11 protein-coding genes are annotated in these 13,779 nt (G+C 61.1%); 4 read left to right on the plus strand and 7 right to left on the minus strand.

The features are described from left to right. The 6 genes from ACI5GA_RS18250 to ACI5GA_RS18275 form a co-directional block, all read right to left on the minus strand. Positions 1–828, minus strand: coding sequence for a quaternary amine ABC transporter ATP-binding protein (locus tag ACI5GA_RS18250; RefSeq protein WP_404636287.1), 828 nt, complete (start codon positions 826–828; stop codon positions 1–3). Beyond that, positions 828–1,679, minus strand: a complete 852-nt coding sequence (locus ACI5GA_RS18255) for an ABC transporter permease (protein WP_404636288.1) — start codon at positions 1,677–1,679, stop codon at positions 828–830. Before ACI5GA_RS18255 ends, ACI5GA_RS18250 begins: the two co-directional genes overlap by 1 nt. A 167-nt stretch (positions 1,680–1,846) precedes the next feature. After that, the gene (locus tag ACI5GA_RS18260) at positions 1,847–2,812 is read right to left on the minus strand and encodes an ABC transporter substrate-binding protein (RefSeq protein ID WP_421423678.1); all 966 of its coding nucleotides are present in this window, start codon (positions 2,810–2,812) and stop codon (positions 1,847–1,849) included. Next, entirely contained in the window at positions 2,809–4,272 is a 1,464-nt protein-coding gene (locus tag ACI5GA_RS18265) for a purine-cytosine permease family protein (RefSeq protein WP_404636290.1), read from the minus strand. Before ACI5GA_RS18265 ends, ACI5GA_RS18260 begins: the two co-directional genes overlap by 4 nt. Positions 4,273–4,431: 159 nt before the next feature. Next, entirely contained in the window at positions 4,432–6,129 is a 1,698-nt protein-coding gene (gene hutU / locus ACI5GA_RS18270; protein WP_421423681.1) for a urocanate hydratase, read from the minus strand. A 349-nt stretch (positions 6,130–6,478) separates the two neighbouring features. Beyond that, positions 6,479–7,204 (minus strand): anti-sigma factor, encoded by a 726-nt coding sequence (locus ACI5GA_RS18275; RefSeq protein WP_421423683.1) that lies wholly within the window; start codon positions 7,202–7,204, stop codon positions 6,479–6,481. Positions 7,205–7,504: 300 nt separating this feature from the next. On the opposite strand from ACI5GA_RS18275, the gene ACI5GA_RS18280 reads away from it, so the two are divergent. Continuing rightward, on the plus strand, positions 7,505–8,284 hold the full coding sequence (locus tag ACI5GA_RS18280) for an acetoin reductase (protein ID WP_421423684.1): 780 nt from the start codon (positions 7,505–7,507) through the stop codon (positions 8,282–8,284). A gap of 142 nt (positions 8,285–8,426) precedes the next feature. On the opposite strand, the gene ACI5GA_RS18285 is transcribed toward ACI5GA_RS18280, so the two are convergent. Further along, the gene (locus ACI5GA_RS18285) at positions 8,427–10,316 is read right to left on the minus strand and encodes a sigma-54-dependent Fis family transcriptional regulator (protein ID WP_404636293.1); all 1,890 of its coding nucleotides are present in this window, start codon (positions 10,314–10,316) and stop codon (positions 8,427–8,429) included. Positions 10,317–10,624: 308 nt separating this feature from the next. Here ACI5GA_RS18285 and ACI5GA_RS18290 point away from each other — a divergent pair, with 308 nt between their 5' ends. Genes ACI5GA_RS18290 through ACI5GA_RS18300 form a run of 3 tightly spaced genes read left to right on the plus strand, consistent with a single transcriptional unit; the run spans position 10,625 to position 13,772 of the window. Beyond that, positions 10,625–11,602: a thiamine pyrophosphate-dependent dehydrogenase E1 component subunit alpha gene (locus ACI5GA_RS18290; protein WP_421423686.1), complete on the plus strand. Its 978-nt coding sequence runs from the start codon at positions 10,625–10,627 to the stop codon at positions 11,600–11,602. 50 nt (positions 11,603–11,652) lie between these two features. After that, positions 11,653–12,672 carry an alpha-ketoacid dehydrogenase subunit beta gene (locus tag ACI5GA_RS18295; protein WP_404636295.1) on the plus strand — a complete coding sequence of 340 codons (1,020 nt, stop codon included), beginning with the start codon at positions 11,653–11,655 and terminating at the stop codon, positions 12,670–12,672. Next, a complete protein-coding gene (locus ACI5GA_RS18300) occupies positions 12,669–13,772 on the plus strand; it encodes an acetoin dehydrogenase dihydrolipoyllysine-residue acetyltransferase subunit (RefSeq protein WP_404636296.1) in 1,104 nt (367 codons plus the stop codon). Before ACI5GA_RS18295 ends, ACI5GA_RS18300 begins: the two co-directional genes overlap by 4 nt. The last annotated feature ends 7 nt before the right edge of the window (positions 13,773–13,779 follow it).

The following is a 13,779-nucleotide window of genomic DNA, read 5'->3' on the forward strand; positions in this document are numbered from 1 at the left end:
TTAAAGGGTCGCCACGCGGCGCTGGACGAAACGGTCAACGTATTCGTCGGCGGGCGAGTAGAGGATTTCTTTCGGGGTGCCGACCTGGATCAACCGGCCATCCTTGAGAATGGCGATGCGGTTGCCGATGCGTACGGCTTCATCGAGGTCATGGGTGATGAACACGATGGTCTTGTGCAGCGTGGCTTGCAGCTCCAGCAACTGGTCCTGCATTTCGGCGCGGATCAGCGGGTCGAGGGCGCTGAAGGCTTCGTCCATCAGGATGATGTCGGTGTCGGCGGCCAATGCCCGGGCCAGGCCCACGCGCTGGCGCATGCCGCCCGAGAGCTGGTGTGGGTATTTCTTCTCGTAGCCCTTCAAGCCTACGGTGTTGATCCAGTGCTGCGCGCGCTCGCTGCACTGCGCCTTGCTCTCGCCGCGAATCGCCAGGCCGTAGGCGACGTTGTCGATCACGGTCTTGTGCGGCAACAGGCCGAAGCTCTGGAACACCATGCTGATCTTGCGCCGACGGAAGTTGCGCAGGGCGTCCATGTCGTACGTCAGGATGTTCTCGCCATCCACCAGAATCTCGCCGCTGGTCGGGTCGATCAGGCGGTTGAAGTGGCGCACGAGTGTGGATTTGCCCGAGCCGGACAGGCCCATGATCACGAAGATTTCGCCGCTGCCAATCGACAGCGACAAGTCATTCACGCCTACCACGCAACCGGTCTGGGCCAGCACCTGGTCCTTGGTCTGCTTCTGGCGAACCATGTCCAGCGCTTCGGAGGCGCGATTGCCGAAGATTTTGTAGACGTTCTTGACGACGATTTTATTCGGTTCAGTGCTCATCACTTGCTCGCCTCATGCCGTGGACGGCCATAGGCCTGCGTGATGCGGTCGATCACGACCGCCAGGATGACGATGGCCAAGCCCGCTTCCAGGCCGCGCCCGACGTTGAGGGTCTGAATGCCCACCAGCACGTCTTCGCCCAGACCTCGGGCGCCGATCATCGAGGCGATCACCACCATCGACAGGGCCATCATGGTGGTCTGGTTGATCCCGGCCATGATGCTTGGCAGGGCCAGCGGCAATTGCACGCCGAACAGTTGCTGCCAGCGGTTGGCGCCGAATGCGTTGATCGCTTCCATGACCTCGCCGTCAACCTGACGAATGCCCAGATCGGTCAGACGAATCAGCGGTGGCGCGGCGTAGATGACGGTGGCGAAGATCGCCGGAACCTTGCCCAGCCCGAACAGCATCAGCACCGGAATCAGGTACACGAAGCTGGGCATGGTCTGCATGATGTCGAGCAAGGGCATCAGCACCGAACGCAGGCGATTGCTGCGCGCCGAGAGAATGCCCAGCGGCACGCCGATCAGCACCGAAATGAAGGTGGCCACCAGCATCAGCGCGAGGGTCTGCATCAGCTTGTCCCACAGGCCGACCGCGCCAACCAGGAACAGCAGACCGACCACGACCGCCGTGGTGGTGATTTTGCGCGTGGCGTGCCAGGCAATCAGACCGACGATGGCCAGCAACACCCACCAGGGCGCGACACGCAGCAGGCCTTCGAGTTTGACGATGGCCCACAGCAGCGTGTCGGAGATGTGCCGGAACACGTCGCCATAGTTGGTGACCAGTTTATCGACCCAGTCGTTGACCCAGTCGGCGATGGAGAACGTGAAGCTTTCGGGGAACATATTCTTGTCTCGATCTGTTAGGTGGTGCTTGGCCGTTGTCAGGTACAGCACCGCTCTTGTAAGTGCCGGCTTGCTGACGAATACGGTGGGTCAGATGCATTAAATGTCGAATGACTCGCCGCTTTCGCCACCAAGGCGGCTCCCACACTGTTCTTCAGCCCTCAGCCTTACAACGAAGCCTCTACCTTCTTCGCCGCATCCTCGCTGACCCACTGGTGCCAGACCTCAGGATGTTCCTTGAGGAAGATCTTCGCCAGTTTTGGCGACTCGATACGATCCTTGGTCATGCGCGCCAGGTTCTGGTTCAGCAGGTCAATCGGAATGTTGACCTTTTCCATGACAGCCACCAGCTCGGGCGCCTGTTCGTTGAAGGCTTTGGAGACGCCGACCTTGATGGTAATGGTCTTGTTCACGCCCGCTTTCTCTTCCAGACGCACCATGTCGACCTGGCCCATCAATGGCGTTGGCGACCAGTAATACGCCAGGATCGGCTCGCCGCGTTTGTAGCTCGACAGAATCGCCGCATCCAGCGCCGGGCCGGTGCCGGGGCGGAAGTTGGTGAATTTGTCTTCCAGACCATAGCTCTTCAGCATTTCGCTGTTTTCCAGCTCGCAGGTCCAACCCGCCGGGCAGTTGTAGAAACGGCCTTTGCCGGGCTCTTCGGCGTCCTCGAACAGCGCTGCGTATTTGCCCAGATCAGCAATCGATTTCAGGTCCGGGGCCTTGGCTTCCAGTTTGCGCTTGGCGTCCCCTTCGATCACGTAGCGCGGCACGTACCAGCCTTCTTCCGCGCCTTTAACCGGGGCGCCAACGCCGACCACTTTGCCCGCCGCTTCAGCCTTGTTCCAAACCTCGCTACGGCCCACCCACTCCTCAGCGAAAATCTGAATGTCGTTGGTGCTCAGGGCGTTTTCCATGGTGATGGAGTTGCCTGGCAGGCTGTCCACTTCGCAGCCATAGCCCTTGTTCAGCACCACTTGCAGAACGTCGGTCAGCAGCATCGCGCTTTCCCAGTTCAGACCGGCGAATTTCACCGGCTTGCCGGATTCGCACCAACCCGCCGCCTGACTGGCGCCGCTGGCGAGCAGACCGGCGGTGAGCAATGTCGGAAGCAGGGCTTTTTTAATTCTCATTGGGTAACGCTCCTGGTCTTGAATGGGCGAGTCTCAACGGCTGGCTGCTCGGTCGGCAGAATGAGGCGGTCGGCGATTTTGCCGGGCCATTTTTTCGCAGCCACGTAATACAGCGCAGCGGGTACGACCAGGCCGAGGATCCACGAGATGTCGGTGTCATCGAGGCTGGCGACCAGTGGGCCGGTGTAAAAGTGGGTGGAGATGAACGGCATCTGGATCAGCACGCCGATGATGTAAACGGTGATGCCGACGGCATTCCAGCGGCCATAACGGCCATTGGGGTCGGACAGCGCCGGGATGTCGTAACGCTCTTTGGTGATGCAGTAGAAATCCACCAGGTTGATCGCGCTCCACGGCGTGAAGAACGCCAGCAGGAACAGGATGAACGCCGAGAAGTCCTTGAGGAACGAGTCTTTGCCCGCCAAGGCCAGCGCAGTGGCGATGCCGACCATCGCGAAGATGTAGGCCAGGCGCAGCGCGCTGGAAATGTGTCGGTTGCCCTTGAAACCACTGACGATGGTGGCCATCGACATGAAGCTGCCGTAGGCGTTGAGCGTGGTCACCGTGACCTTGCCGAAAGCGATGCTGAAATACAGCGCTGCCGCGACGGCGCCGGTGCCGCCCAGGCTGACGATGAACTGCACTTCGTGGTGGGCGAAGCTCTTGCCCGCCAGTGCCGCGGCGAACACGCCGAACACCATCGACACCTGCGCACCGATCACCGCGCCCAGGCCCACAGCCCAGAACGTTTTGCTCGCCGAGGTGCTGCGCGGCAGGTAGCGCGAGTAGTCCGCCACGTAAGGGCCGAACGCTATCTGCCACGATGCCGACAGGGAGATCGCCAGCAGGAAGCTGCTCAGCGAGAAGTGTTTGTTGCCCAGCAGCGCGCCGATGTCGTTGCCTGCCAGCAACGCGCCGAACAGATAAACGAAGGCAATCACGCCGATGATGCTGGCGGCCCGGCCGATCATGTGGATGACCCGGTAGCCGAAAATGGTCAGGATCACGATGGCAGCGGCGAAAAGCACGATGCCTTGCCAGTCCGGGACCTGAATCAGTTGCGCGACGGCTTGCCCGGCCAGCAGCGAGCCGCTGGCGGAGAAACCGATATACATCAGGCACACCAGCAGCAACGGGATCACCGCCCCGTAGACACCGAATTGCACCCGGCTGGAAATCATCTGCGGCAGGCCCAGTTTCGGCCCTTGCGCGGCGTGCAGCGCCATCACGCCACCGCCCAGCACCTGGCCGACGAACAGGCCGATCAACGACCAGAACACATCGCCGCCCAACACCACGGCCAAGGCCCCGGTGACGATAGCGGTGATTTGCAGGTTGGCACCCAGCCACAGAGTGAATTGACTGAACAGACGACCATGTCTTTCCGCGTCAGGGATGTAGTCGATCGAACGCCTTTCGATCACGGAAGCCTTTGCAGCTTGATCATCTGGAACAGCCATCTCAAACATTCCCCTAAAGCGAGTGTTGGATCACGCGGTACTCCCTGTAGGAGTGAGCTTGCTCTGGGCGGCATTCCGACGATTGCGTCTGGTCATTTGTTGCAATGGGGCCTGACACACCGCTATCGCGAGCAAGCTCACTCCTACAAGAGCGTGCTTTTACTTATTGATCATCGGCAGGTTCAGGCCCTGCTCTTTGGCGCAGTCGATGGCGATCTGGTAACCGGCATCGGCATGACGCATGACGCCGGTGGCCGGGTCGTTGTGCAGCACGCGGGCGATGCGCTCGGCGGCTTCATCGGTGCCGTCACAGACGATCACCATGCCCGAGTGCTGCGAGAAGCCCATGCCCACGCCGCCACCGTGGTGCAGCGAGACCCAGGTCGCGCCGCTGGCGGTGTTGAGCAGGGCGTTGAGCAGCGGCCAGTCGGACACGGCATCGGAGCCGTCCTGCATCGATTCGGTTTCGCGGTTCGGGCTGGAAACGGAGCCAGAGTCCAGGTGGTCACGACCGATCACCACCGGCGCCGACAGCTCGCCACGACGGACCATTTCGTTGAACGCCAGACCCAGCTTGGCGCGCTGGCCCAGGCCTACCCAGCAAATACGTGCTGGCAGACCCTGGAAGCTGATGCGCTCGCGGGCCATGTCCAGCCAGTTGTGCAGGTGGGCGTCGTCCGGGATCAGTTCTTTGACCTTGGCGTCGGTCTTGTAGATGTCTTCCGGGTTGCCCGACAGCGCAGCCCAGCGGAACGGGCCGATGCCACGGCAGAACAGCGGGCGAATGTAGGCGGGTACGAAGCCCGGGAAGTCGAACGCGTTGTTCACGCCTTCTTCCTTGGCCATCTGGCGGATGTTGTTGCCGTAGTCGAAGGTCGGGATGCCTTGTTTCTGGAACGCCAGCATCGCTTCGACGTGCTCGGCCATGGACTGCTTGGCGGCCTTGACCACGACAGCAGGCTCGGTGATTGCTCGGTCGCGGTACTGCTCCCACGTCCAGCCTTTTGGCAGGTAGCCATTGAGCGGATCGTGGGCGCTGGTCTGGTCTGTGACCATGTCCGGGCGCACACCACGGCGAACCAGTTCCGGCAGGATTTCAGCGGCGTTACCCAGCAGCGCGACAGAGATCGCTTTGCCTTCGGCGGTGTACTTGGCGATGCGAGCCAGCGCATCGTCCAGGTCAGTGGCCTGTTCGTCGACGTAACGGCTCTTCAAGCGGAAGTCGATGCGGCTCTGCTGGCATTCGATGTTCAGCGAGCAGGCACCGGCCAGTGTTGCAGCCAGTGGCTGTGCGCCGCCCATGCCGCCCAAACCAGCGGTCAGGACCCAGCGGCCTTTCAGGTTGCCGTCGTAGTGCTGGCGACCGGCTTCGACGAAGGTTTCGTAAGTGCCCTGAACGATGCCCTGGCTGCCGATGTAGATCCAGCTGCCTGCGGTCATTTGGCCGTACATGGCCAGCCCCTTGGCGTCCAGTTCGTTGAAGTGTTCCCAGTTGGCCCAGTGTGGCACCAGGTTGGAGTTGGCGATCAGCACGCGGGGGGCGTTGCTGTGGGTCTTGAACACACCGACCGGCTTGCCGGATTGCACCAGCAGGGTCTCGTCGTCGTTCAGGTTGCGCAGGCTTTCGACGATCTTGTCGTAGCACTCCCAGTTACGCGCAGCGCGACCGATACCGCCGTAGACCACCAGTTCGTTCGGGTTCTCGGCGACTTCCGGGTCCAGGTTGTTCATCAGCATGCGCAGCGGCGCTTCGGTCAGCCAGCTCTTGGCGGTCAGTTCAGTGCCACGGGCGGCGCGGATTTCCACGTCGCGGCGTTTGGTCCATTGCTGGGCTGGGGTTTTGTTGTCAGTCGTCACGTCAAAATCCTCGATGATCAATCCGGCCCAGGCACTGGGCTGACGGTGCCTGTGTCGAGCAGGCGGAATATGGGTGTGGCAGATCAGGCGCTGCTGGCGGTGAATCGCAGCGGTGCACTGACGTAGTCATTCATACTCATATTTACTTGTACATACAAGCATATGCAACCAAGAGGCCAACTCGCCAGGCAGGAGTCGAGAAAGGCTGGAGACCCTTGCCGTGTCTGGCGTTGAGTGGTTTTGAGCGGAGGGGGAGGAAAGACGAGGTCGTTACGAAAGGACAGGATTTGTTACTTTTGGGTGCGAGCGCCCCGTTACGGTGCGCTCGGTAACACGCGTGATCGAATGATCACCCGGCCTTAATGGCGTGCCCAATGAACTGAATCGGCCCGCTGGGTTTGTTGGTGGGCGAGCCTCCGGCCTTTTCCAGCGACAGTTCGAATAGCTGATTGGGTTGCAGAGGCGGCAAGCGATCCGTTGGCACTTTCAATGTCTGCCCCGGCGAGACCAGGCCCAGAGAAATCGGCCCTTGCCAGTCATCGGCCTGGGTCCAGAACTGCAGCACTTTGCCAATGGGCACATCGATCTCATCCACCGGAACCAATTGAATGCCGCGCATGTTGCTGGCCTGAATCACCCAGCCGGGGGTGTGGTTTTCGGGCGTCGAGAGCACGGCCAGATAAGCAGGCGCGGGCGGTGCGGGCACCTGGCCCATGAGTTGAGTGGTCAGGATCACCGACGCCGCCAACCCCATGCCTGCCAGACCTCGCCACAACCCGGCGTTATCCCACCACTGAATTCGGCGCTTTTTGCGCGCGGCGTGTTTGGGCTTCAGTCCGCCGATATTGCGTTCGATGCGATTCCACAGACGTGATGACGGTGTTTGGGGTTCGGCCATCTCCGTGAGGGTCAGCAATCGCGAGCGCCAGCCCTCGATGGCTTTGCGCAGCGCCGGGTCATGGGCCAGGCGCTCCTGCACCTCGGCTCGTTGGTCAGCCGTCAATGTGCCCAGTACGTACTCGCCGGCCAGGGTCTGGACGTCGAGATCAGGAATCTTGTCTTGTTTTTCACTCATCCAAAACACTCCCGCAGCGCAGTAGGGCCGCGCTTGATACAGGCGTTCACCGTGCCCGACGGCGCACCAGAGGTGTGTGCGATTGAGCATTGAGAATAACCGCCGATGCAGGCTTGAAACACACTGTTACGACGCACGGGAGACGCTTTTTTTTCTATCGATCCGACCGGTCTCGTCAAAAAATGATCAATCGAGGTCGAGACGCTCCGTCTCAGCCCTCACGCGAATAGACCCGGTGCTCGACTTCTCTGGCGTTGCACGCGATACCCAAGACTCAATTCCTTTCTTGAGGACACTGCCATGAGTCTTGCTGGAAAAGTTGCGCTGGTCACCGGCGCGGGTCAGGGAGTCGGCCGGGCGATTGCCCTGCGCCTGGCCCGTGACGGTGCGGACATCGCGCTGGTGGACATTAACTCGCAAAAGATCGAACAGGTCGCCGCCGAGGTGGTGGCGCTGGGGCGCAAGGCGACGACGTTCGTGGCCGACGTGTCGAAGCTGGACCAGGTGACGGCCTCGGTCGAACATGCCGAATCGCATCTGGGCGGTTTCGACATCATGGTCAACAACGCCGGGATCGTGCAGATTGCAGCGCTTTTGGAAGTGAAGCCCGAAGAGGTCGACCGGGTGCTGAACATCAACGTGCAGGGCGTGATCTGGGGCATTCAGGCGGCGGGCAAAAAGCTCAAGGCGTTGAACAAACGCGGCAAGATCATCAATGCCTGTTCGATTGCCGGGCATGAAGGGTTCGCGTTGCTGGGCGTCTACAGCGCGACCAAGTTCGCGGTGCGAGCGCTGACCCAAAGTGCTGCCAAGGAACTGGCCAGTTTTGGTATCACTGTCAATTCGTATTGCCCCGGCGTGGTCGGCACCGACATGTGGGTTGAGATCGACAAACGCATGGCCGAGATCACCGGCGCACCAGTGGGCGCGACTTATAAGCAGTACGTGGATGGCATTGCGTTGGGCCGGGCGGAAACGCCGGATGACGTGGCCGGGTTTGTGTCGTACCTGGCAGGGCCGGATGCCGATTACATGACCGGGCAATCGCCGATGATTGATGGTGGGCTGGTGTATCGCTGATCTTTCTGACGACACCGGAATTCTGTAGGCCTTCGCTTGCTCGCGATAGCAATGTGTCAGCCATAAAAATGAACCTGACACACCCCATCGCGAGCAAGCTCACTCCTACAGGTTTTGTATTGCAAGTCAGCTCAAGGAGCGGTCAGGCATTACGCCGTTTACCCGGCATTTCGATCCCATGCTCATTCACCCGCCGATACAACGTCGCCCGTGAAATCCCCAACGAGCGCGCCGCATCCCCCGGCTTCCAGCGATGGCGAATCAGCGCATCAAGCAACAACTGCCGTTGCGGGCTGGTGGCCGGTTCTTCCGATGTCGTTTGAGGCTGGTCCCCTCGAATCTCCAGCGGCAGATCACCCACCTGAATCGTCGCCCCTTCACACACCGCGCAGGCATAACCCAGTACATGCCGCAGTTGCCGCACGTTACCCGGCCAGGCGAAACCGAGCATCAATTCCAACGCCTGCGCACTGATGCCAATCGCGCCGCCGCTGTTGTGGGCGTGTTCGTCGAGCAGATGGTTGAGCAGTGCGAGCTTGTCCGTGCGATCCCGCAGCGGCGGCAGTTGAAACCGGGCACAGCCCAGACGGAAATACAGGTCCTCACGAAACGTCCCTTCCGCGACCATCGCCGCCAGATCCCGGTGCGTGGCACAGACCACCTGAATGTCGACTTTCTGCCGCACCGAAGCCCCCAGCGGCGCGACTTCACCTTCGGCCATCACCCGTAGCAATCGGGTTTGCAGGCCCAACGGCATGTCGCCGATTTCGTCGAGAAACAGCGTGCCACCGTCTGCCTGCAACAGCAGGCCTTTCATGCCTTTGCTTGAGGCCCCGGTGAACGCGCCTGCCGTGTAGCCGAACAACTCGCTCTCGATCAGGCTCTCAGGAATCGCCGCACAATTGAGGGCAACGAACGGCCCCGCATGACGAGCGCTGTGTTCGTGCAACTGCCGTGCAAAGACTTCTTTGCCCGCGCCGGTTTCGCCCTGAATCAGCACCGGCAGATTGCGGTCTTTAACCCGCACTGCCAGCCGCAGGTTTTCTTCGATACGCGGATCAATCTTCGCGCTGTCGTCGACCTGTTTTGCGACCTGCAAGCGACGGGACCGCTGACGAGGTGCACTGAGTCGAGCCTGCAACGCACTCGACTCCCCCCGCCATTGCAGTTGCCGGGCCGAGTCTTCGCTCAACGCATGAAGCGCGTCGAGGTCGAACACTTCGCCGATATGTTCAGGCAAATGCCCCAGGCGCAAACGCAATGCCTGCCGCGCCTTGCTGTTCAGCGCCTGAAGCCGCCCGTCGTTGTCCCAGGCCAGCAGCAGGTCGGGTTGGCTGTCGACGTAACCCGGCGTGCTGTGCGCCCGCAAAATCCAGTGACCTTGAGCGCTGTGCATGAAAAACGCGTTCTCGATGGTCTTCGCGCTCTGCAACACCATTTGCTGCACCAATGCCTGACTGCGCCGGTCATCCGGGGATTGCAGCGCCGAAGCGTCCATTACCCCAAGCAACTGGCCTTGCGGATCGAAGATTGGCGCGGCCGAGCAGGTCAGACCTATGAACGCGGCGCGAAAGTGATCGCGTTTGTGCACGGTCACTGCACTGTGGCTGGTGAGCACCGTCGCCACACCGCAGGTGCCTTCTTCGGATTCCGACCAGCAGGTGCCCAGATACAACCCCGCCTTGCGGCAATCGCTACGAATGTTGGTGTCGACCCGATAATCGATGGTCTGGCCGAGGGCGTCGGTGAGCATCACGCAGTAATCGGCGTGGCGTACGCGGGAGTGGATTTGTGTCACCTCCTCGCTGGCCACGCGCATGAACAGTTCCGCGCGTTCGCGGCATTCCTTGAGCAAGGTGTGGGAAAGAATACGCGGCCCCTGCAAGGAGCCGGGGTCCAGATGATGCTGGGCCATGGAGCGGCACCAGGAATCGAAAATCAGCGGCGGGACAGGCGCCTGGGTTTGACGATCGGCATTGCGCACCACGCGGCTGACACAGTCGACGTGGGCTCGGGAGTTCACGGCCAGCATTGATGCCTCCGGTTCTCGAACTTTTGTTGTTATGCCGACCATTAAGCGCCCATCGAACGACCCCGACAAGCGCGGCCCGACAAAGGCCCTGAGTGAGACGGAGCGTCTCAAACCCGATGATCCGCACCTCGCAGCCTGAAACGCAGCGTCTCAATCGAGACGGTTTATGCCGTGGGGTTTTATCGCATTGGCCGCTCTAGGACAGTGCTTTGCGTCAATTGGAAGAGGTTTGGCACCTCGCTTGCTCTACCCGTATCAGCGGGGCACACCCGCCTTTCGTGTGTCGAGACAACCTGGAGAACAACAAGATGTCCACCCACCTGGCTACTGATCAATTGCTTCATGCCTACAAGGTCATGCGCACCATCCGTGATTTCGAAGAACGCCTGCACGTGGAATTTGCCACGGGCGAGATCCCCGGTTTCGTTCACTTGTATGCCGGGGAAGAGGCCAGTGCCGCGGGCGTCATGGCGCACCTGACGGACGATGACTGCATCGCTTCCAACCACCGCGGCCACGGCCATTGCATCGCCAAGGGCGTTGACGTGTACGGGATGATGGCCGAGATCTACGGCAAGAAAACCGGCGTCTGTGGCGGTAAGGGCGGCTCGATGCACATCGCCGATCTGGAAAAAGGCATGCTCGGCGCCAACGGCATCGTCGGCGCGGGGGCGCCACTGGCCGCAGGGGCTGCGTTGGCCTCCAAGCTCAAAGGAAGCCAAGGCGTGTCGGTCGCGTTTTTTGGTGACGGCGGCTCCAACGAAGGCGCGGTATTCGAGGCCATGAACCTGGCGTCGATCATGAACCTGCCGTGCATCTTCGTGGCCGAGAACAACGGCTACGCCGAGGCCACGGCCTCCAGTTGGTCGGTGGCGTGCAAAGACATCGCCGAGCGTGCCCCCGGTTTTGGCATGCCGGGTGTGATCGTCGACGGTCATGATTTCTTCGCGGTGTACGACGCCGCAGGCGCGGCCATCGAGCGTGCACGCTCGGGTTCAGGCCCGACGCTGATCGAGGTCAAACTCAGCCGCTATTACGGCCACTTCGAAGGCGATGCCCAGACCTATCGCGGCAACAACGAAGTGAAAAATGTGCGCGACAGCAATGACTGTCTGGTCCGTTTCCGTGAGCGCTGCGCCTCTGAAGGGCTGCTGGATTCCGCCCAATTCAACCTGATCGACAGCGAAGTCGAGCAATTGATTGACGACGCCGTGCGTCTGGCCAAGTCCGACCCCAAACCTCAAGAAGCCGACCTGCTCAGCGACGTTTATGTGGCCTATCGCTAAGCGTTCCGTCATTCCCACCACAAAAAGAACAACGACCGTGGAGACTCATCATGGCTAGAAAAATCAGTTATCAGCAGGCGATCAACGAAGCGCTGGCGCAGGAAATGCGCCGCGACAAGAGCGTGTTCATCATCGGCCAGGACGTGTCCGGCGGCACCGGCGCACCCGGCCAGCAAGACGCGTGGGGCGGTGTGCTCGGCGTTACCAAAGGGCTTTATCCCGAATTCCCCGACCGTGTGCTCGATGCGCCGTTGTCTGAAATTGGCTACGTCGGTGCTGCCGTGGGTGCTGCGACGCAAGGCATGCGCCCGGTGTGCGAGTTGATGTTCAACGACTTCCTCGGCTGCTGTCTGGACCAACTGCTCAACCAGGCCGCGAAATTCCGCTACATGTTCGGCGGCAAGGCCGTCACGCCGCTGGTGATCCGCGCCATGTACGGCGCAGGACTTCGCGCGGCAGCCCAGCATTCGCAAATGCTCACCTCGATGTGGACCCACATCCCGGGGCTGAAAGTGGCCTGTCCTTCGACGCCTTATGACGCCAAAGGCATGCTGTTGCAGGCGATTCGCGACAACGACCCAGTGATATTCCTCGAACATAAAATGCTCTACAGCCTGCAAGGCGAAGTGCCGGAAGAGCTGTATTGCGTGCCATTCGGCGAGGCGAATTTCGTTCGCGAGGGCGACGATGTGACCCTCGTGACCTACGGGCGCATGGTGCATATCGCGATGGACGCCGCCGCCAGCCTGGCCAGGAAAGGCATCGACTGCGAAGTGCTGGACCTGCGCACCACAAGCCCCTTGGACGAAGACAGCATTCTGGAAAGCGTCGAGAAAACCGGGCGCCTTGTGGTGATCGACGAGTCCAACCCGCGTTGCTCGGTGGCTACCGACATCAGCGCGCTGGTCGCACAAAAAGCCTTCAGTTCGTTGCGTGCGCCGATTGAAATGGTCACCGCGCCGCACACGCCGGTGCCGTTCTCTGACGCGCTGGAAGACCTTTACATCCCCAACGCCGCGAAGATCGAGGCGGCGGTGATGAAGATTGCCGACAAGAGGAAGGTCGCATGAGCCAGATTCACACCCTGACGATGCCCAAATGGGGCCTGTCGATGACCGAAGGGCGCGTCGACACCTGGCTCAAACAAGAGGGCGACCGCGTCGAAAAGGGCGAGGAAGTGCTGGACGTCGAGACTGACAAGATTTCCAGCAGCGTCGAAGCGCCGTTTTCTGGTGTGTTGCGGCGCGTTCTGGCCAACCCCGACGAAACCTTGCCAGTGGGCGCGCTGCTGGCCATCGTGGTCGAGGGCGAGGCCAGCGATCAGGACATCGAAGCGGTGATCGAGCAGTTCCAGGCCGATTTCGTGCCCGGCGGCGACGAGGCCGAGGATTCAGGGCCGAGCGCACAAAAAGTCGAGATCGGCGGGCGCTTGTTGCGTTACCTCGACATGGGCGAGGGCGGTGCGCCGCTGGTGCTGATTCATGGTTTCGGCGGTGACCTGAACAACTGGCTGTTCAACCATCCCGTTCTGGCTGCGAATCGGCGGGTGATCGCGCTGGATTTGCCGGGCCATGGAGAGTCCGGCAAAACCCTGAAAACAGGCGACCTGGATGAACTGAGCCACAGCGTGTTGGGCTTGCTCGATCATCTGGACATCGGCAAGGCGCATCTGGCGGGGCATTCGATGGGCGGCGCGGTGTCGCTGAACATCGCGCGTCTGGCGCCGGGACGCGTGGCCTCATTGGTGCTCATCGCCAGCGCGGGGCTGGGCAAGGAGATCAACGGCGAGTACCTGCAAGGCTTCGTCGATGCCAACAACCGCAACGCGCTCAAGCCTCAACTGGTGCAGTTGTTCAGTGATCCGGGGCTGGTGAACCGGCAGATGCTGGAAGACATGCTCAAGTTCAAGCGGCTGGAGGGTGTCGATGGGGCGCTGCGGCAATTGGTCGGCACGGTCTTCGCGGGCGGCGCGCAGACGACGGATTTGCGTGGGGTTGTCGTGCAGCAGCCGACGTTGGTGATCTGGGGTGCTGACGACGCGATCATCCCGGCGAGCCATGCGCAGGGGCTGGAGGCGCAAGTCGAAGTGCTGCCGGGGCAAGGGCACATGGTGCAGATGGAGGCGGCAGAGCGGGTGAATCAGTTGATCGAGGCGTTCCTGAAAACCTGATGCGTAT

This window comes from Pseudomonas sp. Pseu.R1 (assembly GCF_045764065.1).
In the GTDB taxonomy this organism is placed as follows: Bacteria; Pseudomonadota; Gammaproteobacteria; order Pseudomonadales; family Pseudomonadaceae; genus Aquipseudomonas.

Bases quoted from the DNA above. Each gene is read 5' to 3' on its own strand.
- ACI5GA_RS18250 (WP_404636287.1), bottom strand. From the start codon at position 828: ATGAGCACTGAACCGAATAAAATCGTCGTCAAGAACGTCTACAAAATC.
- ACI5GA_RS18255 (WP_404636288.1), bottom strand. From the start codon at position 1,679: ATGTTCCCCGAAAGCTTCACGTTCTCCATCGCCGACTGGGTCAACGAC.
- ACI5GA_RS18260 (WP_421423678.1), bottom strand. From the start codon at position 2,812: ATGAGAATTAAAAAAGCCCTGCTTCCGACATTGCTCACCGCCGGTCTG.
- ACI5GA_RS18265 (WP_404636290.1), bottom strand. From the start codon at position 4,272: ATGGCTGTTCCAGATGATCAAGCTGCAAAGGCTTCCGTGATCGAAAGG.
- ACI5GA_RS18275 (WP_421423683.1), bottom strand. From the start codon at position 7,204: ATGAGTGAAAAACAAGACAAGATTCCTGATCTCGACGTCCAGACCCTG.
- ACI5GA_RS18280 (WP_421423684.1), top strand. From the start codon at position 7,505: ATGAGTCTTGCTGGAAAAGTTGCGCTGGTCACCGGCGCGGGTCAGGGA.
- ACI5GA_RS18285 (WP_404636293.1), bottom strand. From the start codon at position 10,316: ATGCTGGCCGTGAACTCCCGAGCCCACGTCGACTGTGTCAGCCGCGTG.
- ACI5GA_RS18290 (WP_421423686.1), top strand. From the start codon at position 10,625: ATGTCCACCCACCTGGCTACTGATCAATTGCTTCATGCCTACAAGGTC.
- ACI5GA_RS18295 (WP_404636295.1), top strand. From the start codon at position 11,653: ATGGCTAGAAAAATCAGTTATCAGCAGGCGATCAACGAAGCGCTGGCG.
- ACI5GA_RS18300 (WP_404636296.1), top strand. From the start codon at position 12,669: ATGAGCCAGATTCACACCCTGACGATGCCCAAATGGGGCCTGTCGATG.